This is a genomic window from Bradyrhizobium sp. BR2003 (genome assembly GCF_009720285.1).
Classification (GTDB): domain Bacteria; phylum Pseudomonadota; class Alphaproteobacteria; order Rhizobiales; family Xanthobacteraceae; genus Bradyrhizobium; species Bradyrhizobium elkanii.
Map to the genome: position 1 here is coordinate 263,053 of NZ_SMYJ01000008.1, position 21,466 is coordinate 284,518.

General features: G+C 64.5%; 28 protein-coding genes. 23 read left to right on the forward strand and 5 right to left on the reverse strand.

Annotated elements, in window-relative coordinates:
* The first annotated feature begins 23 nt into the window (after window positions 1-23).
* The 19 genes from rplP to rplQ all read left to right on the forward strand — a co-directional run bounded on the left by rplP (window position 24) and on the right by rplQ (window position 10,534).
* Window positions 24-437, forward strand: coding sequence for a 50S ribosomal protein L16 (gene rplP / locus E2I15_RS03635; protein WP_018272134.1), 414 nt, complete (start codon window positions 24-26; stop codon window positions 435-437).
* A 5-nt stretch (window positions 438-442) separates the two neighbouring features.
* Window positions 443-649 (forward strand): 50S ribosomal protein L29, encoded by a 207-nt coding sequence (rpmC, locus tag E2I15_RS03640; RefSeq protein WP_016843753.1) that lies wholly within the window; start codon window positions 443-445, stop codon window positions 647-649.
* A 10-nt stretch (window positions 650-659) separates the two neighbouring features.
* Window positions 660-908, forward strand: a complete 249-nt coding sequence (gene rpsQ / locus E2I15_RS03645; protein WP_016843754.1) for a 30S ribosomal protein S17 — start codon at window positions 660-662, stop codon at window positions 906-908.
* Between the two features lie 75 nt (window positions 909-983).
* The gene (gene rplN / locus E2I15_RS03650; RefSeq protein WP_011473865.1) at window positions 984-1,352 is read left to right on the forward strand and encodes a 50S ribosomal protein L14; all 369 of its coding nucleotides are present in this window, start codon (window positions 984-986) and stop codon (window positions 1,350-1,352) included.
* Entirely contained in the window at window positions 1,352-1,666 is a 315-nt protein-coding gene (rplX, locus tag E2I15_RS03655; RefSeq protein WP_016843755.1) for a 50S ribosomal protein L24, read from the forward strand. Before rplN ends, rplX begins: the two co-directional genes overlap by 1 nt.
* Entirely contained in the window at window positions 1,659-2,216 is a 558-nt protein-coding gene (gene rplE / locus E2I15_RS03660; RefSeq protein WP_050420398.1) for a 50S ribosomal protein L5, read from the forward strand. Before rplX ends, rplE begins: the two co-directional genes overlap by 8 nt.
* A 46-nt stretch (window positions 2,217-2,262) precedes the next feature.
* Window positions 2,263-2,568, forward strand: a complete 306-nt coding sequence (rpsN, locus tag E2I15_RS03665) for a 30S ribosomal protein S14 (protein WP_016843757.1) — start codon at window positions 2,263-2,265, stop codon at window positions 2,566-2,568.
* A gap of 16 nt (window positions 2,569-2,584) precedes the next feature.
* Window positions 2,585-2,983: a 30S ribosomal protein S8 gene (rpsH, locus tag E2I15_RS03670; RefSeq protein WP_018272133.1), complete on the forward strand. Its 399-nt coding sequence runs from the start codon at window positions 2,585-2,587 to the stop codon at window positions 2,981-2,983.
* Between the two features lie 14 nt (window positions 2,984-2,997).
* Window positions 2,998-3,531: a 50S ribosomal protein L6 gene (gene rplF / locus E2I15_RS03675; protein ID WP_024578581.1), complete on the forward strand. Its 534-nt coding sequence runs from the start codon at window positions 2,998-3,000 to the stop codon at window positions 3,529-3,531.
* Window positions 3,532-3,542: 11 nt separating this feature from the next.
* Entirely contained in the window at window positions 3,543-3,902 is a 360-nt protein-coding gene (gene rplR, locus E2I15_RS03680) for a 50S ribosomal protein L18 (RefSeq protein WP_016843760.1), read from the forward strand.
* 58 nt (window positions 3,903-3,960) lie between these two features.
* Window positions 3,961-4,536: a 30S ribosomal protein S5 gene (rpsE, locus tag E2I15_RS03685; RefSeq protein ID WP_016843761.1), complete on the forward strand. Its 576-nt coding sequence runs from the start codon at window positions 3,961-3,963 to the stop codon at window positions 4,534-4,536.
* A 34-nt stretch (window positions 4,537-4,570) separates the two neighbouring features.
* Entirely contained in the window at window positions 4,571-4,762 is a 192-nt protein-coding gene (rpmD, locus tag E2I15_RS03690; protein WP_024578582.1) for a 50S ribosomal protein L30, read from the forward strand.
* 21 nt (window positions 4,763-4,783) lie between these two features.
* The gene (gene rplO, locus E2I15_RS03695) at window positions 4,784-5,269 is read left to right on the forward strand and encodes a 50S ribosomal protein L15 (RefSeq protein WP_137483448.1); all 486 of its coding nucleotides are present in this window, start codon (window positions 4,784-4,786) and stop codon (window positions 5,267-5,269) included.
* Window positions 5,270-5,427: 158 nt separating this feature from the next.
* Window positions 5,428-6,762: a preprotein translocase subunit SecY gene (gene secY / locus E2I15_RS03700; protein ID WP_016843764.1), complete on the forward strand. Its 1,335-nt coding sequence runs from the start codon at window positions 5,428-5,430 to the stop codon at window positions 6,760-6,762.
* 71 nt (window positions 6,763-6,833) lie between these two features.
* Complete coding sequence (locus E2I15_RS03705; protein WP_137483447.1) at window positions 6,834-7,718, forward strand: adenylate kinase; 885 nt, start codon at window positions 6,834-6,836, stop codon at window positions 7,716-7,718.
* A 188-nt stretch (window positions 7,719-7,906) separates the two neighbouring features.
* Window positions 7,907-8,275, forward strand: coding sequence for a 30S ribosomal protein S13 (rpsM, locus tag E2I15_RS03710; RefSeq protein ID WP_137483446.1), 369 nt, complete (start codon window positions 7,907-7,909; stop codon window positions 8,273-8,275).
* A gap of 114 nt (window positions 8,276-8,389) precedes the next feature.
* Window positions 8,390-8,779, forward strand: a complete 390-nt coding sequence (rpsK, locus tag E2I15_RS03715; RefSeq protein WP_006021048.1) for a 30S ribosomal protein S11 — start codon at window positions 8,390-8,392, stop codon at window positions 8,777-8,779.
* A gap of 119 nt (window positions 8,780-8,898) precedes the next feature.
* Complete coding sequence (locus tag E2I15_RS03720; RefSeq protein ID WP_035631062.1) at window positions 8,899-9,930, forward strand: DNA-directed RNA polymerase subunit alpha; 1,032 nt, start codon at window positions 8,899-8,901, stop codon at window positions 9,928-9,930.
* Window positions 9,931-10,117: 187 nt separating this feature from the next.
* On the forward strand, window positions 10,118-10,534 hold the full coding sequence (gene rplQ, locus E2I15_RS03730; RefSeq protein WP_016843769.1) for a 50S ribosomal protein L17: 417 nt from the start codon (window positions 10,118-10,120) through the stop codon (window positions 10,532-10,534).
* A 67-nt stretch (window positions 10,535-10,601) separates the two neighbouring features.
* On the opposite strand, the gene E2I15_RS03735 is transcribed toward rplQ, so the two are convergent.
* A complete protein-coding gene (locus E2I15_RS03735; RefSeq protein WP_170991802.1) occupies window positions 10,602-12,596 on the reverse strand; it encodes a methyl-accepting chemotaxis protein in 1,995 nt (664 codons plus the stop codon).
* A 420-nt stretch (window positions 12,597-13,016) separates the two neighbouring features.
* Here E2I15_RS03735 and E2I15_RS03740 point away from each other — a divergent pair, with 420 nt between their 5' ends.
* Both E2I15_RS03740 and E2I15_RS03745 read left to right on the forward strand, forming a co-directional pair.
* Window positions 13,017-13,811: an SDR family NAD(P)-dependent oxidoreductase gene (locus tag E2I15_RS03740; protein ID WP_137483444.1), complete on the forward strand. Its 795-nt coding sequence runs from the start codon at window positions 13,017-13,019 to the stop codon at window positions 13,809-13,811.
* Window positions 13,812-13,817: 6 nt separating this feature from the next.
* On the forward strand, window positions 13,818-14,114 hold the full coding sequence (locus E2I15_RS03745) for a DUF1330 domain-containing protein (RefSeq protein WP_137483443.1): 297 nt from the start codon (window positions 13,818-13,820) through the stop codon (window positions 14,112-14,114).
* On the opposite strand, the gene E2I15_RS03750 is transcribed toward E2I15_RS03745, so the two are convergent.
* From E2I15_RS03750 to E2I15_RS03760, 3 genes are all read right to left on the reverse strand, one after another.
* Complete coding sequence (locus tag E2I15_RS03750) at window positions 14,111-15,238, reverse strand: Rv3169 family protein (protein ID WP_137483442.1); 1,128 nt, start codon at window positions 15,236-15,238, stop codon at window positions 14,111-14,113. The genes E2I15_RS03745 and E2I15_RS03750 overlap by 4 nt on opposite strands.
* 69 nt (window positions 15,239-15,307) lie before the next feature.
* Window positions 15,308-16,387: a phosphotransferase gene (locus E2I15_RS03755; RefSeq protein WP_137483441.1), complete on the reverse strand. Its 1,080-nt coding sequence runs from the start codon at window positions 16,385-16,387 to the stop codon at window positions 15,308-15,310.
* A 192-nt stretch (window positions 16,388-16,579) separates the two neighbouring features.
* On the reverse strand, window positions 16,580-17,593 hold the full coding sequence (locus E2I15_RS03760; RefSeq protein WP_137483440.1) for a zinc-binding alcohol dehydrogenase family protein: 1,014 nt from the start codon (window positions 17,591-17,593) through the stop codon (window positions 16,580-16,582).
* Between the two features lie 118 nt (window positions 17,594-17,711).
* On the opposite strand from E2I15_RS03760, the gene E2I15_RS03765 reads away from it, so the two are divergent.
* Complete coding sequence (locus E2I15_RS03765; protein WP_137483439.1) at window positions 17,712-18,092, forward strand: winged helix-turn-helix transcriptional regulator; 381 nt, start codon at window positions 17,712-17,714, stop codon at window positions 18,090-18,092.
* A gap of 72 nt (window positions 18,093-18,164) precedes the next feature.
* Here the strand turns inward: E2I15_RS03765 and E2I15_RS03770 are convergent, their stop codons facing one another.
* Complete coding sequence (locus E2I15_RS03770; protein ID WP_137483438.1) at window positions 18,165-19,763, reverse strand: OprO/OprP family phosphate-selective porin; 1,599 nt, start codon at window positions 19,761-19,763, stop codon at window positions 18,165-18,167.
* Between the two features lie 287 nt (window positions 19,764-20,050).
* Here E2I15_RS03770 and E2I15_RS03775 point away from each other — a divergent pair, with 287 nt between their 5' ends.
* Window positions 20,051-21,463, forward strand: coding sequence for a DegQ family serine endoprotease (locus tag E2I15_RS03775; protein ID WP_137483437.1), 1,413 nt, complete (start codon window positions 20,051-20,053; stop codon window positions 21,461-21,463).
* The last annotated feature ends 3 nt before the right edge of the window (window positions 21,464-21,466 follow it).

Consider the following 21,466-nt stretch of genomic DNA (forward strand, 5'->3'; position numbering starts at 1 on the left):
CAGGAATTTGAGGGCTTAAAGCCATGATGCAACCTAAGAAAACGAAGTTCCGGAAGGCGCATAAGGGCCGTATCCACGGCGTTGCGACCTCTGGCGCGACGTTGGCGTTCGGCCAGTTCGGCCTCAAGGCGATGGAGCCTGACCGCGTCACCGCCCGCCAGATCGAAGCCGCCCGCCGCGCGCTGACCCGTCACATGAAGCGCGCCGGCCGCGTCTGGATCCGCGTGTTCCCGGACGTGCCGGTGTCGAAGAAGCCCGCCGAAGTCCGCATGGGCTCCGGCAAGGGTGCCCCGGAATTGTGGGTGGTCCGGATTAAGCCGGGCCGCGTGATGTTCGAGATCGATGGCGTGCCGGTGCAGACCGCGAAGGAAGCGCTGTCGCTCGCCGCCGCCAAGCTGCCGATCAAGACGCGCTTCGTTGCGCGCATTGCGGAGTAATCGCCATGGCCGAGATGAAAGTTGAAGACATTCGCGCGATGAGCGACGACCAGCGCGAAGACGCGATCCTGAACCTGAAGAAGGAGCGCTTCAACCTGCGTTTCCAGCGCGCCACCGGGCAGCTGGAGAACACCTCGCGGATGCGGGAAGCCCGCCGCGACATCGCTCGTATCAAGACCATCGCTGCCCAGCAGCGCGCGAAGAAGAAGTAAGGGGCCAGCTATGCCGAAACGTACTCTGCAGGGCGTGGTCGTCAGCGACAAGCAAGCCAAGACCATCGTGGTGCGCGTCGATCGCCGCTTCACCCACCCGATCTACAAGAAGACGATCCGCCGTTCCAAGAACTACCACGCGCACGACGAGAACAACCAGTTCAAGCCGGGCGACATGGTCTGGATCGAGGAATCGAAGCCGATCTCGAAGCTGAAGCGCTGGACCGTGGTCCGGGGCGAACACAAGAAAACGGCCTGATTGCTTCGGCCTGGCCGAGGGAATTCAGGGAAATTTTGAGCGCGCTAAAGCGCAGAAAGAGGACGAGGTGCATCAATGATTCAGATGCAGACCAACCTCGACGTGGCCGATAATTCAGGCGCACGCCGTGTCATGTGCATCAAGGTTCTTGGAGGTTCCAAGCGCCGCTATGCCACCGTGGGCGACGTTATCGTTGTGTCGATCAAGGAAGCCATTCCGCGTGGCAAGGTGAAGAAGGGCGACGTGATGAAGGCCGTCGTGGTCCGGGTCCGCAAGGACATCCGCCGCGCCGACGGGTCGGTCATCCGCTTCGACCGCAACGCCGCCGTGCTGATCAACAATCAGTCCGAGCCGGTCGGCACCCGTATCTTCGGGCCGGTGCCCCGCGAGCTGCGCGCCAAGAACCACATGAAGATCATTTCGCTCGCGCCGGAGGTGCTGTGATGGCTGCCAAGATCCGCAAGGGCGACAAGGTGATGGTGCTCACCGGCCGCGACAAGGGTCGCACCGGCGAGGTGTTCGAGGTGCGTCCGGACGAGAACAAGGCTCTCGTTCGCGGCATCAACATGGTGAAGCGCCACCAGAAGCAGACCCAGACCCAGGAAGGCGGCATCATCTCCAAGGAGATGCCGATCGACCTTTCGAACATTGCGTATGTCGGCAAGGACGGAAAGCCGACCCGCATCGGGTTCAAGATTCAGGCCGATGGCAAGAAGGTTCGTGTTGCCAAGAGCTCGGGAGCAGAGATCGATGGCTGATACAGCTTACACGCCGCGTCTGCGCGCGGAGTATGACAAGAAGATCCGCGGCATGATGACCGAGAAGTTCGGTTATGCCAACGTGATGCAGGTGCCGCGCCTCGACAAGGTCGTGCTCAACATGGGCGTCGGCGACTCCGTCAACGACCGCAAGAAGGCCGAGACCGCCGCCGCCGAGCTGACCCAGATCGCCGGCCAGAAGGCGATCGTGACCTATTCGCGGATCGCGATCGCGACCTTCAAGCTGCGTGAGAACCAGCCGATCGGCTGCAAGGTCACGCTGCGCAAGGCCCATATGTACGAGTTCATCGACCGCCTGGTGAACGTGGCGCTGCCCCGCGTCCGCGACTTCCGCGGCCTGAACCCGAAGAGCTTCGACGGCCGCGGCAACTATTCGCTCGGCATCAAGGAGCACATCATTTTCCCCGAGATCGACTTCGACAAGGTCTCGGAAGCGCGTGGCATGGACATCACGGTCTGCACCACCGCCAAGACCGACGACGAGGCGCGTGCCTTGTTGACCGCTTTCAATTTCCCGTTCCGGCAGTGAGTAGCTGAGCCAAAGCCACTCAAACGCGGATACCCAGGAGCCAAGCATGGCAAAGAAGAGTTCAGTCGAGAAGAACAACCGGCGCAAGCGGATGGCGAAGAACGCCGGCCCGCGCCGCGAGAAGCTGAAGGCGATCATCGCCGACAAGACCAAGCCGATGGAAGAGCGCTTCGCGGCGACGCTGAAGCTCGCCGAGATGCCGCGCAACTCGTCGCCGACGCGCATCCGCAACCGTTGCGAGCTGACCGGGCGTCCGCGCTCGAACTATCGCAAGAACAAGCTCTCGCGCATCGCGCTGCGTGAACTCGGCTCCAAGGGCCTGGTTCCCGGCCTCGTGAAGTCGAGCTGGTAAGGGGAGGGTCGGAACAATGTCTACGCACGATCCGATCAGCGATCTCATCACCCGCATCCGCAACGCGCAGATGCGCTCCAAGTCCAAGGTCTCGAGCCCGGGCTCGAAGATGCGCGCCAACGTGCTCGAGGTGCTGAAGTCCGAGGGGTATATCCGCGGCTACGCCAGCGTCGAGCATGCCTCGGGCCGCAGCGAGCTCGAGATCGAGCTGAAGTATTTCGACGGCGAGCCCGTCATCCGCGAGATCGAGCGGGTGTCGAAGCCGGGCCGCCGCGTTTACGCCTCGGTGAAGAACCTGCCGCGCGTGAACAACGGTCTCGGCATTTCGGTGTTGTCGACGCCGAAGGGAATCATGGCTGACCACCAGGCGCGCGACGCCAACGTGGGCGGCGAAGTTCTCTTCACGGTGTTCTGAGGAAGGATATTGCGATGTCACGTATCGGCAAAAGGCCGGTGGCGATCCCGTCGGGTGTGACGGCGACCGTCGAGGGCCAGACCGTCAAGGTGAAGGGGCCGAAGGGCCAGCTTCAGTTCGTCGTGCATGACGACGTCGAGGTGAAATTCGAGAACGGCCAGGTCAAGGTCGCTCCGCGGGTCAAGACCAACCGCGCGCAGGCGATGTACGGCACCGCGCGCGCGCAGGTCGCCAACCTCGTCGAGGGCGTCACCAAGGGCTTCGAGAAGAAGCTCGAGATCACCGGCGTCGGCTACCGCGCCGCGATGCAGGGCAAGAACCTGCAGCTCGCGCTCGGCTACAGCCACGACGTGGTCTACGCGATCCCGGAAGGCATCACCATCGCGGTGCCGAAGCCGACCGAGATCACGATCACCGGCAACGATCCGCAGCGCGTCGGCCAGGTCGCCGCCGAGATCCGCGCCTACCGTCCGCCGGAGCCCTACAAGGGCAAGGGCGTGAAGTACGCCAACGAATTCATCTTCCGCAAGGAAGGCAAGAAGAAGTAACGGAGCCGGTCATGTCACTCAAGGTTACGAATGCCCGGCGCAAGCAGCGCGTGCGCCTTGCGCTTCGCCGCTCGGCAGGCGGCCGTCCGCGGCTGTCGGTGTTCCGCTCGTCCAAGCACATCTACGCCCAGGTCATCGACGACCAGAAAGGCGAGACGCTCGCTTCCGCATCGTCGCTGGAGAAGACCATGCGCGACGCCGGCAAGACCGGCGCCGACATCGATGCAGCGAAGGCGGTCGGCAAGCTGCTCGCCGAGCGCGCGGCGCAGAAGGGTGTCAAGGAAGTCGTGTTCGATCGCGGCGCCTACATCTATCACGGGCGCGTCAAGGCGCTCGCGGATGCGGCGCGCGAAGGCGGATTGAGCTTCTAAACTTTACGAACGATTACGAGGAAAGAGGCGCAAGGCCTCCTAGAGATTGGAAAACACCATGGCAGGTGAACGCGAACGCGGCGGACGCGAACGGAGCAGGGAGCGCGAGGAGCGCGACAGCGAGTTCGTCGACAAGCTCGTCCACATCAATCGCGTGGCGAAGGTCGTCAAGGGCGGCAAGCGCTTCGGCTTTGCGGCGCTGGTCGTGATCGGCGATCAGAAGGGCCGGGTCGGTTTCGGCCACGGCAAGGCGCGCGAAGTTCCGGAAGCGATCCGCAAGGCGACCGAATCGGCGAAGCGCAACCTGACGCGCGTCGCGCTTCGCGAAGGCCGCACGCTGCATCACGACATCGCCGGCCGTCACGGCGCCGGCCGCGTCTACCTGCGTGCCGCTCCGGCCGGTACCGGCATCATCGCCGGCGGCCCGATGCGCGCGGTGTTCGAGACGCTCGGCATCCAGGACGTGGTGGCGAAGTCGATCGGCTCGTCGAATCCCTACAACATGGTTCGCGCAACCTTCGACGCGCTGAAGCATCAGGATTCGCCGCGCTCGGTGGCCGCCCGCCGCAACATCAAGGTCTCCACCCTGCAGTCGCGCCGCGTCGGCGGCGATGCCGAAGTGGTGGCGGAATAACCCGCGCGACCAGCGCTTTCTGGAGTTCAAGACGATGGCCAAGGCCAGCAAGACGATCAAGGTCGAGCAGACCGGTAGCGCAATCCGCCGCCATCACTCGCAGCGTTCGACGCTGATCGGCCTCAAGCTCAACAAGATCGGCCGGGTTGCCGAGCTGCAGGATACCCCTGAGGTTCGCGGCATGATCAGCAAGGTTCAGCATCTCGTCCGCGTCGTCGGCGAGTAAGCAGAGATAAGGAGAAGGGCGATGAAGCTCAGCGATATCGCCGACAACGCCGGCTCGCGCAAGAAGCGCATGCGTGTCGGCCGTGGCATCGGTTCCGGCAAGGGCAAGACCTCGGGCCGCGGCGGCAAGGGCCAGACCGCGCGTTCGGGCGTCCGCATCAAGGGTTTCGAAGGCGGCCAGATGCCGATGCATCGCCGTCTGCCGAAGCGCGGCTTCAACAACATCTTCCGGCTGGACTTCGCCGAGATCAATCTCGACCGTCTGCAGGAAGCGATCGACAACAAGCTGGTCAACGCCAGCGAGACCGTGACCGTCGAATCGCTGGTCAAGGCCGGCGTGCTGCGCCGCGCCAAGGACGGCCTGCGGCTGCTCGGCCGCGGCGAGATCAAGACCAAGCTGACCATCGAGGTGCACGGCGCTTCCAAGTCGGCCATTGCCGCGGTCGAGAAGGCCGGCGGCTCGGTCAAGATCCTGGCCCCCGCCAAGGAAGAAGGCGAGGCGGCGTAACATCTGCGTCATTGCCCGCGGCCTGCGCGGGCAATCCGCAGATCGAATGATGGACTTATCGAGGCCGAGCACCAGATAATGTCCGGTGTCTGCCGGCGCCCAGGGAATTGATCTCTTTGGGGGCGCCGGCGAAGCGGGCTCCGGGAGAAAGCCGAAACATGGTCTCAGCAGCCGAACAACTTGCCGCCAACCTCAATTTCGGACAGCTGGCGAAAGCCGACGAGCTGAAGAAGCGCATCTGGTTCACCCTGGGTGCGCTGCTTGTTTATCGGCTCGGCACCTACATCCCGCTGCCCGGCATCGATCCCAACATCTGGGAGCAGGTGTTCCGCAGCCAATCCGGCGGCATCCTCGGCATGTTCAACATGTTCGCCGGCGGCGGCATCCACCGCATGGCGATCTTCGCGCTGAACATCATGCCGTACATCTCGGCATCGATCATCGTGCAGCTCCTGACCACCGTGTCGCCGCAGCTCGAGGCGCTCAAGAAGGAAGGCGAGGCGGGCCGCAAGACGCTGAATCAGTACACCCGCTATCTGACGGTGATCCTGGCGCTGTTCCAGTCCTACGGCATCGCGATCGGCCTCGAAGGCGCCGGCAATGTCGTCAGCGACCCCGGCATGTTCTTCCGGATTTCGACCGCGATCACGCTGACTGGCGGCACCATGTTCCTGATGTGGCTCGGCGAGCAGATCACCTCGCGCGGCATCGGCAACGGTATTTCGCTGATCATCCTGGCCGGCATCGTCGCCGAATTGCCGTCGGCGCTCGCCAACATGCTGGAGCTTGGTCGCCAGGGCGCGATGTCGACCGGCCTGATCCTGATCGTCATCGTGATGGCGGTCGCCGTGATCGCCTTCATCGTGTTCATGGAGCGCGCGCAGCGCCGGCTTTTGATCCAGTATCCGAAGCGCCAGGTCGGCAACAAGATGTTCGAGGGCCAGTCCTCGCATCTGCCGCTCAAGCTCAATACCTCGGGCGTGATTCCGCCGATCTTCGCCTCGTCGCTGCTGTTGCTGCCGACCACGGTCGCGAACTTCAACGCCGGCAAGGGGCCGGAATGGTTCCAGTGGATCACGACCCAGCTCAGCCACGGCCGACCGCTGTTCCTGTTCATGTATCTCGCGCTGATCGTGTTCTTCGCGTTCTTCTACACCGCGATCGTGTTCAACCCGACCGAGACCGCGGACAATCTGAAGAAGCATGGCGGCTTCATCCCGGGCATCCGGCCCGGCGAGCGCACCGCCGAGTACATCGACTATGTGCTGTCGCGCATCACGGTGCTCGGCGCGGTCTATCTCGCGATCGTCTGCCTGATTCCTGAAATTCTGATTTCCTACGCATCGGTCCCGTTCTACTTTGGCGGCACCTCGCTGTTGATCGTCGTCAGCGTGACGATGGATACGGTGTCGCAGGTGCAGGGCTATCTGCTCGCTCATCAGTATGAAGGGCTGATCAGGAAGTCGAAGCTCAGGGGAGGCCGCCGCCGCTGATCGCGGCTTGGCTTCGAATTCAAAACACAGGTGTGCGGACGTCGCCCACCTAGCCGGGGGGCGAAACAGATATGAGATTGATCCTTTTGGGGCCGCCGGGCTCGGGCAAGGGAACCCAGGCGCAGCGGCTGGTGCACAGGCACGGCATCGTCCAGCTTTCGACCGGTGAGATGCTGCGCGCTGCGGTTGCCGCGGGCACGCCGATCGGCCTGCAGGCCAAGGAGATCATGGCCAATGGCGGCCTGGTTCCCGACGAGGTCGTGGTGGGAATCATCGCCGATCGAATCGAGGAGCCCGATGCCAAGAAGGGCTTTATTCTCGATGGCTTTCCGCGCACCGTGCCGCAGGCCGAGGCGCTCGACGATCTGCTCCGGAAAAAACACCTCAAGCTCGACGCGGTGGTTGAGCTCCGCGTCAACGAGAGCGCGCTGCTCGACCGCGTTGAGAAGCGCGCCGAGGAAACCCGCGCGCGCGGCGAGGAAGTCCGCCTCGACGACACGCCGGAAGTGCTGACCAAGCGCCTGGCGCAGTACCGTTCGCTGACGGAGCCGCTGATTCACTATTATTCGGAGCGGCGGAAGCTCCTGACGGTCGATGGCATGATGACCATCGAGCACGTCACCCGCGAGATCAACCGGATCCTGACCGCGCTCGGGGCGCTGGAACCGAAGGATCACGACGACCACGCCCCCAAGACGGCTAAAAAGGCCGCCAAGACGGTCAAGAAGACCACCAGGAAACCGGCCAGCAAGGCAGCCAAAGCGACCAAAAAGGCCGCCAAACCCGCCCGGAAGGCTGCCAAGGCGCGCCCCAAGGCCAAAGCGGCCAAGAAAGTCGTGAAGAAAGCCGCGAAGAAGGCGGTAAAGCAGGCCGCCGGCGCCGCGAAAGCCCGCAAGGGCGCAAAGACCGCCAAAAAGACGGCAAAAAAGCTCACGAAAAAACGAGCTAAACGCTAGGAGCGGTTGACGAAACCGACATGAATCCTTTAATAAGCCCCGCATCCAAGTTGGATAGTTTTATGACGATGCCGGGCCCCGAAGGACATGAGGGGAGGGCGTCGTGTTCGCGTTTGTGGACAAAGCCCGAGAGAGCAAGAACTTGAGAAGCCCGTATCCGTGATGGATCGGCGACAGGAGAGAAGTCTGTGGCCCGTATTGCCGGCGTCAACATTCCTACCAACAAGCGCGTCCTGATCGCGCTTCAGTACATCCATGGCATCGGCCAGAAGAACGCGGCCGACATCATGGAGAAGGTCAAGATCCCGCTGGACCGTCGCGTCAACCAGCTGACCGACCAGGAGGTCCTGCAGATCCGCGAAGTGATCGACCGCGACTATCTGGTCGAGGGCGACCTCCGTCGCGAGGTCGGCATCAACATCAAGCGGTTGATGGACCTCGGCTGCTACCGCGGCCTGCGTCATCGCCGCGGTCTGCCGGTGCGCGGCCAGCGCACCCACACCAATGCGCGCACGCGCAAGGGGCCGGCCAAGGCGATCGCCGGCAAGAAGAAGTAAGTTTTGCGAATTGCAGGTGGGGAGTAGCGAATGGAAATTCGCTACTCGCCATTTGCGTTTTGAGGTGTAGCCGCTGGCACTACGGCGGCGTTGAGATCACAGGAAAGGTTTGAAATGGGCAAGGAAGCCACCCGCGTACGCCGCCGCGAACGCAAGAACATCGCCTCCGGCATCGCGCACGTGAATTCGTCGTTCAACAACACGACCATCACCATCACCGACGCGCAGGGCAACACCATCGCCTGGTCGTCGGCCGGCACCATGGGCTTCAAGGGGTCGCGCAAGTCGACTCCCTACGCCGCGCAGGTCGCGGCGGAAGACGTCTCCAAGAAGGCGCAGGAACACGGCATGCGCACGCTGGAGGTTGAAGTGGCCGGCCCGGGTTCGGGCCGTGAGTCGGCGCTCCGCGCGCTGCAGGCTGCGGGCTTCACCGTCACCTCGATCCGCGACGTGACCACGATCCCGCACAATGGCTGCCGTCCGCGCAAGCGTCGGCGCGTTTGATCTGTAAGTCGCGGGCGGCCTCTGGCCGCCCTGCGATGGTTTTTGGAATTGACCGCGCGGACTGATCCGCGATCTCCAACGCCGGGTTCGGCCAGTCGATTTGGCCCTATGACCGGCAAATGGGTGAAACAGTGACGATCCAGAAAAATTGGCAAGAACTCATTCGACCGAACAAGCTGCAGGTGACGCCGGGCTCGGACGCGAGCCGGTTCGCCACCGTGGTCGCCGAGCCGCTCGAGCGCGGCTTCGGCCAGACGCTCGGCAACGCGCTGCGCCGCATCCTGCTGTCCTCGCTGCAGGGCGCGGCGGTGCAGTCGGTGCACATCGACGGCGTGCTGCACGAGTTCTCCTCGATCGCCGGTGTCCGTGAAGACGTCACCGACATCGTCCTCAACATCAAGGACATCTCGATCAAGATGCAGGGCGAAGGCCCGAAGCGCATGGTCGTGAAGAAGCAGGGTCCGGGCGCCGTCACCGCCGGCGACATCCAGACCGTCGGCGACGTCACCGTGCTCAACCCCGACCTGCAGCTCTGCACGCTGGACGACGGCGCCGAGATCCGCATGGAGTTCACGGTCACGACCGGCAAGGGCTATGTCGCCGCCGAGCGCAACCGTCCCGAGGATGCGCCGATCGGCCTGATCCCGGTCGACAGCCTGTTCTCGCCGGTCCGCAAGGTCTCCTACAAGGTCGAGAACACCCGTGAGGGCCAGATCCTCGACTACGACAAGCTGACCATGACGATCGAGACCAACGGCGCGATCACGCCGGAGGACGCGGTGGCCTATGCCGCGCGCATCCTGCAAGATCAGCTCAACGTGTTCGTCAACTTCGAAGAGCCGCGCAAGGAAGTCACGCAGGAGATCATCCCCGATCTCGCGTTCAACCCGGCGTTCCTCAAGAAGGTCGACGAGCTCGAGCTGTCGGTGCGTTCGGCAAACTGCCTGAAGAACGACAACATCGTCTACATCGGAGACCTCGTGCAGAAGTCGGAAGCGGAAATGCTCCGCACCCCGAACTTCGGCCGCAAGTCGCTGAACGAGATCAAGGAAGTGCTGGCCCAGATGGGTCTGCACCTCGGCATGGAAGTGCCGGGCTGGCCGCCGGAGAACATCGACGAGCTCGCCAAGCGCTTCGAGGATCACTACTGAGAATTCGTCGTTCCGGGCGATGCGCGAGCATCGAACCACAGATGCGCAATTGCGCATCGGGGAACCTCGAGATTCCGGGTTCGGCTCTGCGAGCCGCCCCGGAATGACGACCGGGCGAACGCAGGCAGCCCACCTGAGCAACATGTCCGACGAACCGTCGTGGCAGATACCAAGTAAGGAATAGACAATGCGTCACGGCAAGGTTCATCGGAAGCTCAACCGCACCGCCGAGCACCGACGTGCGATGTTCGCCAACATGGCGGCCGCGCTGATCAAGCACGAGCAGATCGTCACCACGCTGCCGAAGGCCAAGGAGTTGCGGCCGATCGTCGAGAAGCTCGTCACCCTCGGCAAGAAGGGCGGCCTCGCCCTGCGCCGCCAGGCGATCTCGGAGCTGCGCGACGTCGACCAGGTCAAGAAGCTGTTCGACACGCTGGCGACCCGCTACAAGGACCGCCAGGGCGGCTACACCCGCATCATCAAGGCCGGCTTCCGCTACGGCGACAACGCGGCGATGGCCGTGATCGAGTTCGTCGACCGCGACGTCGACGCCAAGGGCCAGGACTCCGGTCCGGCGCAGGACAAGGAAGCGGAGGCGGCGTAAGCCCAGTCTGCGAGTCAAGGTTTTGAAACGGCGCCCTCTGGCGCCGTTTTTTGTTTGTCGCGCTAGACTAGCTCGCGCGGATGGTAGCGATGAAGTTGTCGAGCTCCAGCTTCAGGCGGCTGTTGCCGTCCGACAGCGATCGCGACGAGCTCAGCACCCGGGACGAGGCGGCGCCGGTCCTGGATGCGCCGCTCGCCACCTGGCCGATGCTGACGGCCACCTGCGAGGTTCGCTCCGAGGCGATCTGAACGTTTTCGGCGATGCTGCGCGTCGCGCCGGCTTGCTTGTCGATGGCATGCGCCACATCGGCGGCGATCTGTGAGATCCGCTGGATGATGCCGGCGATGTCGCTGATCGCGCCGGCGGACTCCCGCGTCGCCGCCTGGATATCCGCGATCTGGCTGCGGATGTCCTCGGTGGCCTCCGCCGTCTGCCTGGCGAGCGTCTTCACCTCCTGCGCGACCACGGCGAAGCCCGAGCCTGCCGTGCCGGCCCGCGCGGCCTCGATCGTCGCGTTGAGTGCGAGCAGGTTGGTTTGCCGCGCGATCGTTGCGATCAGCTGCACCACGTTGCCGATGCGGTCGGCGGCGGAGGCGAGCTGGGCCATCCGCTCGTCGGTTTGCTGCGCCTGCGCGACAGCGTCGCCGGCGATGTCCGCGGATTCGCCCACCCGGCGTCCGATCTCAGAAGCCGACGCGATCATTTGTTCGGTCGCCGCCGCAACCCGCCTGACATTATCCGAGGCCTCCTCGGAGGCGGCCGCAACACTGGCGGAAAGGTCCTGGGTGTGATGGGCGGTGTCGCTCAGGTCACGGGCGGACGCCGCAAGCTCTTCGGACGCCGCCGAAACCGTCGCGATCACCGTGCCGGCGCTGGCCTCGAACGCCGCGGCGAGCCGCGCCAGTTCGGCCTTGTGCCGATCTGCCGCGCGGCGGTCTTCCTCGATCCGGGCGTCGAGCTCGGCGCGCGCCTTCTCCTGCGCCCTGGTCTTGAAGCTTTCTACCGCCCGCGCCATGCCGCCGATCTCGTCGCTGCGCTTGAGGCCGGGCAGCACGACGTCAAACTGTCCCTCGGCAAGCTGCCGCATCGCCGCGCTCATCCGGCTGATCAGGCCAGCAATGCGTCGGCCGAACAGGATCGCAAGCAGCGTCAGGACGAATGCAACGATCCCGATCACCCAGTTGAAGGTCTGCCTGAACGCGTCCGCCCTGCGCTGTGCAAGCTCGGCACGGACGTTGGCGGCGTCCGCAACCTTGACCAGCGCCGGGCGGGTGCGGTCGAAGATCTGCGACAGGTCGTCGAGTTGATCGTCGAGCGTCTGACGCGAGACAAGGAAACCGGCGAAGGCGAGCTTGTAGGCGCGGGCGAGGCCGAGCAGCTCGGTCCTCATATCACTGGGGAGCGCGGACGCCGTCAACGCGGTCTCGAATTCGCCCTCGCGCTCGTTGAGCTGGTCGCCAAACCGCTCTTCGCCACTCAGCGCAAAGTCCTTTTCGAGCCGGCGCATGGTCAGCAGGAGGACGGTCAGGCGCGGCTGATCGATCTGCTGGACCTTGGCTTCGAATTGCTGAATTACGCTGCGCAGCTTGCCCTGCAAGCCGTCATTCGGATTCAGGCCGAGGACGCGCTGGGCGCCGACGATGTTCCGGAAGCGCGTCGCATAGAGGTTGATGCCGCTCCGCAGCGATGCGACCTGCCGGATCGGATCGCCTTCCGCCGCGGTCGCAGCGAAAGCCTCGAGCTTGTCGAGCAGGGCGATCTCGTCCGCTACGCGATCGGACAGCTTCTTCGCCAGGCCTTCATCCCGCGACTTCACGAAACGGGCCGCGATCTGCTGCGTCTCCAGGAAACCATCCGAGAGCTCGGACAGTTGCGCCCTGAAGCGCATGCTGTCGTCCGACTCGCGCTGAACGCGCGCCGCGTAGTTGAGACCGCCGAGACAGGTGACGCTGATGATTGCGACGCCGCCAATCCCGAGCATCGCAATCTGGCTTTTGAGGCTGGGACGAAATCGCTTCAGGATAAGCGCCGTGTGCTGCTTCATCCCGGACATAACGAACATCTGATGCATTCCTGTCAGTCATCCGGCTCCGGACGTCGTTATCGAACAGACGTCGCGTCCGGTTGCCGAAACAACGGCCCGAGCTCGCTCGCGCTGTTTGCGGCGACGCTTAGCGGCGGGGAATTGACAATGTGTGAAAGCAATCAGCGTGCGCACGATGTTTCATATGAAGATTGGATGAAGGTCGGCGACACGATGCATCAACCAAGATTACGCGAGGAAATTTGACTTGCAGTGGAGATGCCCCGCCGTTTCTCCAACGTCATCCGCGCGAGATGGCCGTCATCGATCCAGGCCAGCGGTGTTAGGATGCCGGTCGGCGCCTGCCGTAAATTTGCGCATCTGCCGACCATGAATCGCGGTTGTATCGGCGCGCGCGCGTCCAGATATGTCTGACACGGCTGACAGGAGATACCTCAAATGAAAATCGACCTTTCCGGAAAGACTGCGCTGGTCACCGGCTCCACCGCGGGCATCGGCAACGCCATTGCGAAGGGGCTCGCCGAAACCGGCGCCGAGGTCGTGGTCAACGGCCGCGGTCAGGCCAAGGTCGATGCGGCGGTTGCCGCGATCGCCAAGGCGGTGCCGGGCGCGAAGGTCCGCGGCGTCGCCGCCGACGTCTCGACCGCGGCCGGCTGCAAGGCGCTGCTGGCGGCGCTGCCGGAGGTCGACATCCTCGTCAACAATGCCGGCATCTTCGAGCCGAAGCCGTTCTTCGACATTCCGGACGAGGACTGGAGCCGCTTCTACGAGGTCAACGTGATGTCGGGCGTGCGGCTGTCGCGCGGCAACTTGCAGGGCATGCTGAAGCGCAACTGGGGCCGCATCGTCTTCATCTCCTCGGAATCCGGCCTCAACATCCCGACCGAGATGATTCACTACGGCATGACCAAGACCGCGCAGCTTGCGATCGCGCGCGGGCTCGCCGAGCTGACCAAGGGCACCGCCGTCACCGTCAACTCCGTGCTGCCCGGGCCGACCATGTCCGAGGGGGTCGAGACCTTCGTCAAGGATCTCGCCAAGCAGAACGGCCAGTCGGTCGAGGAGGCGGCATCCAACTTCGTCAAGCAGCACCGGCCGACCTCGCTGCTGCAGCGCTTTGCCAGCACCGAGGAGATTGCCAATCTCGTGGTCTATGTCTGCTCCAAACAGGCCTCCGCGACCAACGGCGCCGCGCTGCGTGCCGAAGGCGGCATCGTCAACAGCATCGCGTGAGGCCGCATGCCGGCCTATGTGATCTCCGAGGTCGAGATGCGCGACGCCGCGGCATTCGAGGCCTATCGCACACTGGCGGCGAACGCCATCGAACAGTATGGCGGGCGCTACGTCGTGCGCGGCGGCGCGGCTGAAGTGGTGGAGGGCGGTCCGCCGCCGAACGCGATCGTCATCGTCGAATTCCCGTCAATGGCGTGTCTGCGCGAATGGTACGCGTCCGCGGAGTACGCCGAAGCACTCAAGTATCGGCGGACTGCGCTGGAGCGCCGGCTGATCTTCGTCGAAGGCGTGTCGCCGAGCTAACCCTTGGCGCCGTCCAGGAATTCGCTGAAGCCTGCGGGAAGGTAGGGACCGAGGCAAATCTCCTCCAGCACGCCGATTCCGGTCTGGCCGCCTTGGCGGGCGCGGACCACCTGCTGCACGTGCACATTCTCGCGGGCCAGCGGGTCCAGCGTGGCTGGATCGAACGACTCGCCGCCGGTCTCGAGCTCGCCCTTCCACATGCCCTGGCCCCATTGCGGATGGCCGTAGCCGAGGCCCTTCATCTGGAATTTGAGGATCGGGTCGAGCGCGACGGTCGTGGTGTGGCCGTCGATATCGACGAGGTCGATTTCAGCCGACTGCGCGAGCCGGGTGTTCGGCACGTATTTGACGCGATGCCGCGCAGTCGCCATGCGGCGGTCGAGGCCGTCGATCACGCCGGGGATCTCGGCCTCGCTTCGGTAGAGCGGCGCGGTGATGCCCTCGCGGACCAGCGCCTCGCCTCGCGTCCCGTCGAAGAAGATCGCGTGCGAGATGTGGTCGTCCCAGACCAGCGGCGCCCAGAGGAAGAACACGCTCGGCGGCGGCATCGGCGCGCCTCCGACGTCGCGTTCGCCGACATTGCGCACGCCCCAGGAGCGATCCTTGGTGCCGTAGAAGCTGCGATCGTCGACCTTGATCTCGCCGTCGGGGTGGCGGATGACGCCGCTCCAGCGGCCGAACTGGTCGAACCGGGTCGAATCCATCGCGCGGCGCTCGCCGGACCAAAGCGTCTGCCGCGCTTCCTGGATCGCGGCGGTGCGCGCGGAGAAGGTCAGGTCGCAGGCGAGGCCCGTCGCATTGTCGTCGAGCACGACGCGGGTCCGCAGCATCGGCTCGATGACCTCGAGCCTGAATGGACCGACCTGCATCTCGGTGCGCTCGATCGGGGCCCGCCGCGAACCGTAGAAGCAGTGCTGCCGTCCGCCGCGTTCCACGACGCTGAAGGCGCAATCGAGGATCTTGCGGTGCGGGTAGATCGCAATGCCGATCCCGAAATAATACGCGCCGTCGGCGGTGTAGCCATTGAACCAGGTCCGGTCATAGACATTGCGGTCGCTGGTCGAGGGAACCGCGATCGGCTCCGGCGTCTGGTGGATGGGGAAGTCGTCCAGTTTGTTGAGCACGCCGATCCCTTTCGCTGTCCTGACGCGTTTTCCGCACGCGAACCGCTATACGGTTCGCTCGAAAACGCCTTAGTCCTGCCAGTATGAAAAACTGTTGTGGTCCAGCGCTTGCGCGCAGGCGCCGCGGGTCATTTTCAGGAACAGCGCGTCACCGCGCTCCGAGCGCTGGACGCTGAGCGCGGAGACGACGCCCATCATGATCCCGTGCAGCGTGTAGCGCCGGTAATCCCGCCAGCAGCGATCCCAGTCATAGTCCCGCACGCCGCGCCGGATCAGTTCCGAATGATAGAACCGCACCAGGTCGATTTCATGCAATCGCCGTTCGATCGGGTCGATGCCCGCCGAGAGGAAATAGGCGACGTCGACGATTCCCGGGCCCACCGTCAGCGTCTGCCAGTCCAGCGTCGCCATCGGATGGCTATTGCCGCGGACCTCGAACAGCGTGTTGTCGAGCCGGAAATCCGCATGCTGGAGGGTTCGCGGCGCCGATCGATCGGACTGGTAGCGCAATAGCGCGTCCGGAAGCCGGTCGATCAGATCAAGGAATTCCGGCTCGATCACGCCGCGATATCGCTCCTTGTAGTGACCGATGATGCCGGGCAGCACCGCGCGAAGGTCTCTGCGCCGGCTTGCGGCCACCACGAAGCACGGCACCGCGTCGAGCGTCGGGTCGCTCCATCGCGGCGCATGCAACGCGGCGGCCTCACGCATCGCTGTCAGGCAGTCCGCGATCACGCATCCGGCGAGTTGATCACCCGCGCGCGCCGGCGCCAGGTCTTCCAGGATCAGCGTGAAGTCGTCGGTCGCCGGATCGATTTCGGCGAGAATCGGCCGCGGCGTGTGAATGGCGACGGTCGCCGCCAGCTCGCGATAGAATGCGACCTCGCGGACGTAAAGCGTGTGCGCGGAACCGGAGCGGCGGCTGTCGGGATCCGCGGCCGGAAATTTGCCGACCACGCTCGCGGGCGTGTTCGGCTCATCGCCGTCATAGGTCAGGCGAAATCGATAGCTGTCGCCGACGAGGCCATTGCCGACCGGCTTGCACGCGAGATCGACGACCCTGACCTGGTCGATCACACCGGCATCGCGCAGCGCCCGCGTCATCCACTCCGGATCGATCCGCGACGGATCGGCCGTGAGCAAACTCATCGGTTTCCTCCCATCCCCGTGGGCGTCACCACCGCTCCGGCTGCGCCTCGCGTCAGCCGGATTGAGGACGGGGTGATCGTTGCGCAAATCATACAGGCGATGCCGTGGCTTTGGCAAAAGCCACGCGCCGGCCTGTGGGGATATCATGCCCGGCATGTTGCACCGGGCATGAGGAAGCAGACGTGAGGGGCCTTACCAGCCTTCCAGCACGATCTTGCCGCGTGATTTGCCGCTTTCCAGCAAAGCGTGGGCACGCTTGAGGTTCGTGGCGTTGATGGTGCCGAAGGTCTGGTCGAGCGTGGTGCGCAGCACGCCCTTGTCGATCAGGTCGGCGACATCGTTGAGCAGATGATGCTGCGCGATCATGTCGGGCGTCTGGAACGAGGAGCGCGTGAACATCGATTCCCAGTGTACCGAAACCGCCTTGCCCTTGAACGCGGCGACGTTGAACTCCGGCGGATCGTCGATCAGGCCGAACTTGCCCTGCGGCGCGATGAAGTCGGCGATCGACTTGTAGTGCTGGTCGGTGAAGGTGAGGCTGGCGACGAGGCCGACCGGCGGCAGCTTCAGTTTTTCGATCTGCTCCTTCATCGGCTGCGAGTGGTCGATCACCGCATGGGCGCCGAGATCGCGGCACCACTTTTGCGACTCCGGCCGCGTTGCGGTCGCGACCACGGTCAGCCCGGTGAGGCGGCGCGCAAGCTGGATCAGGATCGAGCCGACACCGCCGGCGCCGCCGGTGATCAGCAGCGTGCGCGGGTCGAGGCTCTTGCCCGGCACCGCGCCGAGCCGGTCGAACAGCAGCTCCCATGCGGTGATCGAGGTCAGGGGCAGGGCGGCGGCCTGCGCGAAGGACAGCGACGCCGGCTTGTTGCCGACGATGCGTTCGTCGACCAGATGAAATTCCGAATTGGTACCCTGGCGCAGGATCGAGCCCGCGTAGAACACCTCGTCGCCGGGCTTGAAGAGCGAGACCTCGGGCCCGACCGCGTCGACCACGCCGGCCGCGTCGAAGCCGAGGATCTTGTAGCCGCCGTCGGTCGGCGCCGCGCGCTTGCGCACCTTGTAGTCGACCGGATTGGCCGAGATGGCCTTCACCGCGACACGGATGTCGCGCCCCTTCGGCTCGGGCTTGGCGATCTCGAAATCGACGAGCGAATCCGCCGCCTCGATCGGCAGCGATTTTTGGTATCCGACGGCCTTCATGCCTGCTCTCCGTGGTGGGCGATTGCCTGCCGTCTTACCTGTCGCGCTGGCGTCCTTTTGGCAAGTACTGTAAAAACAGGGAACTAGTCCCTGTTTGTATACTATTGGGGAATATCCGATGAAACGGCAGAATTTTGCGCGTCGGCCGGGGTGCGCAGTCGAGGCCGCGCTGGACCTGATCGACGGCAAATGGAAGGGCGTGATCCTGTACCACTTGCAGGCCGGCACCCAGCGCTTCGGCGAGCTGCGGAAGCGGATGCCAGGCATCACCCAGCGCATGCTGACCAAGCAGCTGCGCGCGCTCGAGGACGATGGCCTCGTGATCCGCAAGGTCTATGCCGAGGTGCCGCCGCGGGTCGAATACACACTCTCCGAACTCGGCGAGAGCCTGCGCCCGGTGATCGATATTTTGAAAGCCTGGGGCGAGGGCCATCAGGAGCGGCTGTCCTGCGCGCCGGCGCCGGAGGTTGTTGTGAAGAAGTCGAAGCGCGCGGCCTGACAATCTGCAATGAAGAAGGCCGGGAGCGATGTCGCTCCCGGCCATTTGTTATCGACGGCGGATCGCGCCGCCTCAGAACGCAACCTGCGTACGCAGCGCGACCGCGTCGAACTTCGAGCCGACGTCCGCGGTCGAAGTCGCCGAGGCCTGCTTGGCGATATCGCCGTGCAGATAGTTCAGCATGAAGCGAACGTTGTTGTTGACGTACCAGTTCAGCGCGGCGGTGTAGACGGTCTGCCGTCCGCCCGCGATGCCGACCGCCTGCGCGATCTGATCGTTGAGGTCCATCGTGCTGACGCGGCCGGCGATTTCCCAGGCGCCGATACCGCCGCCGGCGAGCGAGAACGGATCATGCGGCTTGATACCGCTATAGGAGGCCGTCGCCGGGTTGTAGGCATGGTTCTCGCCGGTCAGCACGTAACCAACCTGCGCGTAACCGCCGTCGAATTTCAGGCTCGGCGCGCCGAACGGCGGCAGCCCGGTGTTCGCAGAGCGATCGACATTGAACCAGTAATATTCGCCCTGCGCGATGAACGGGCCATAGGTCGCTGCCGCCTCGACGCCGTAGACCTGCGCGCCGGAGACGTTGGCGATCGCACCGGTCGAGATCAGCGTCGTCGGATCGATGCGCAGCTCGGGCCGGTCGCTGAGCGTGAGCGTCTGCGCCTGCGTCAGCTGGTTGCGCGGCGGCTGCACCAGCCATTCCGCATCGGCGCCAAGATGCACCGAATAGTTCTTGCCGCTGATCGGATTGCCCGCGACACGGATGACGCCGCCATACTGCTCGGAGGTGCCGGCCGGCGAGGTCGAGGAGGCGGAGTGGATGGCGCCCGACGTCGGTCCGGTGACGTAGCCGCCGATCCAGAACTGATCGTTCCACCAGCGCGTGCCGGCCGCCGAACGGAAGTCGCCGGCGGCGATATTCTGTGCGATGATGCCGACCGAGGCGCGCTCCATGAACAGGATGTCGTTGGAGCTGGTCGCTTCGTCGAGCGTCCACGGCACGTCCATGATGCCGCCTTCGATCGCCATCTTGCCGCCGAACGGCTTGAAGCCGGTGTAGCTCAGATACGCATTCTCGATGCCGGAGGTGCCGCCGCCGGGCAGCGATCCCGGCGCCGCGCCGCCGAAACCGTCGGACGAGCCGCCGAAGTCGTAGATCAGCGAGTAATTCCAGTCGCCGAAGAATTTGCCGACGATGCCGATGCGCGCGCGGCGGACGTTCTCGCCGCTGTCGAGCTTCTGCGGCGAGGTGCCGGCGGTGTTCGGACGATAGTCGTAGCCGCCGACATCCCAGTGCACGCGACTCGTGATCGCCACGCAGTTCTGTTCGTCCGCGGTGCAGATCGTCGGCCGGTTGTTCGGCATCGTCACCACGACGCCGGACGGTGCGACCGGACCCTTCACCGGGATCGCGGCGTTGGCGCTCGCCACCCGCGCGGCCTTGGCGTCCGCCGCCTTCGCATTGGCGTTTGCGCTGGCCGCGGTTGCGGTATTGGCGTTGGTCTGCTTCTGCAGTCTGTCGAGCTTCTGCTCGAGCATCTTCAGCTGCTGCTTCAGCAGCGCGATCTCCGCATCGCTGCCGCCTCCGGCCGATTGTGAATAGGCCGGCGAGGCGGCGAGCGCCCCAGCCAGGCCGATGGCGATTGCACCAACTTTTGTCGCACGCATTGTGCACCCCTGTTGTGTTTGAAGTCCCCACTCACTGAACGGTCCTAGGAGCGTATCGTGACTGACGCACGACAGCGCTTCCGGGCATCCCAGTTCCGCTTGTGGTCCGCAGGCAACAAGCGGAGCGGCGCAGTGAGATGACAGCCATCATAGAAGCTCCGCGGCGCGCTTCAACGCGGCGCCGCGGGTTGTGCACCGGCCCAGTTGGGGGGCCAGTTATCCGGCCGGGCGCCCTTCAATTGCCCGGCGAACACGCCTATATTCCGGCGTTTCCACGAGAGGTGAGAATGCTCCGACCCGTCCGTTTTGCTGCCGTATCCGCTCTCTGCACGTTGGCTTTCTTGGGAAATCTTTCCGCAGCCGCGGCGCAGGACCGCCGCGTGCCGTCCTCGCAGGCCGAGCTGCAATTGTCCTATGCGCCGATCGTGCAGCGGGTTCAGCCGGCGGTGGTCAATGTCTACGCCGCCAAGACCGTGCAGAACCGCAATCCCTTCCTGGACGATCCGATTTTTCGCCGCTTCTTCGGCGTACCGGGACAGCAGCCCGAGCAGATGCAGCGCTCGCTCGGCTCCGGCGTGATGGTCGACGGCTCCGGGCTTGTGGTCACAAACAATCACGTGATCGAGGGCGCCGACCAGGTGAAGGTCTCGCTCGCCGACAAGCGCGAATACGAGGCGGAGATCGTGCTGAAGGACAGCCGCACCGACCTTGCGGTGCTGCGGCTGAAGAACACCAACAAGGAAAAATTCCCAACGCTCGACTTCGCTAATTCCGACCAATTGCTGGTCGGCGACGTCGTGCTGGCGATCGGCAATCCGTTCGGCGTCGGCCAGACCGTGACGCACGGCATCATCTCGGCGCTGGCACGCACTCAAGTCGGGATCACGGATTATCAATTCTTCATTCAGACCGACGCGGCGATCAATCCCGGCAATTCGGGCGGCGCGCTGGTCGACATGAGCGGCCGGCTCGCCGGCATCAACACCGCGATCTTCTCGCGCTCCGGCGGCTCGCAGGGCATCGGCTTTGCGATTCCCGCCAATATGGTGCGGGTGGTGGTGGCCTCCGCCAAGAGCGGCGGCAAGGCCGTGAAGCGGCCATGGCTCGGCGCGCGGCTGCAGGCGGTGACGCCGGAGATCGCGGAGACGCTGGGACTGAAGCTGCCGTCTGGCGCGCTGGTCGCCAATGTCGCGCCGAACAGTCCGGCGGCGAAGGCCGGGCTCAAGCTCTCCGACCTGATCGTCGGGATCGACGGCACGCCGATCGACGATCCCAACGCGTTCGACTACCGCTTCGCCACCCGTCCGCTCGGCGGCAACGCGGAGATCGAGGTGCAGCGCGCCGGCAAGCCGGTGAAGCTCACCGTGCCGCTGGAGACCGCGCCCGACACCAATCGCGACGAGATCGTGCTGACCGCGCGCTCGCCGTTCCAGGGCGCCAGGGTCGCCAACATCTCGCCGGCGCTGGCCGATGAGCTGCATCTCGACGCCGGCGCCGAGGGCGTCGTGGTGACCGAGCTCGCCGATGACGGCACCGCCGCCAATGTCGGCTTCCAGAAGGGCGACATCATCATGGCGGTCAACAACGAGAAGATCGCCCGGACCAGCGACCTCGAGAAGGCCTCGAAAACAGGGTCGCGGGTCTGGCGCATCACGCTGGTGCGCGGCGGCCAGCAGATCAACGTGACGCTCGGCGGATGAGCC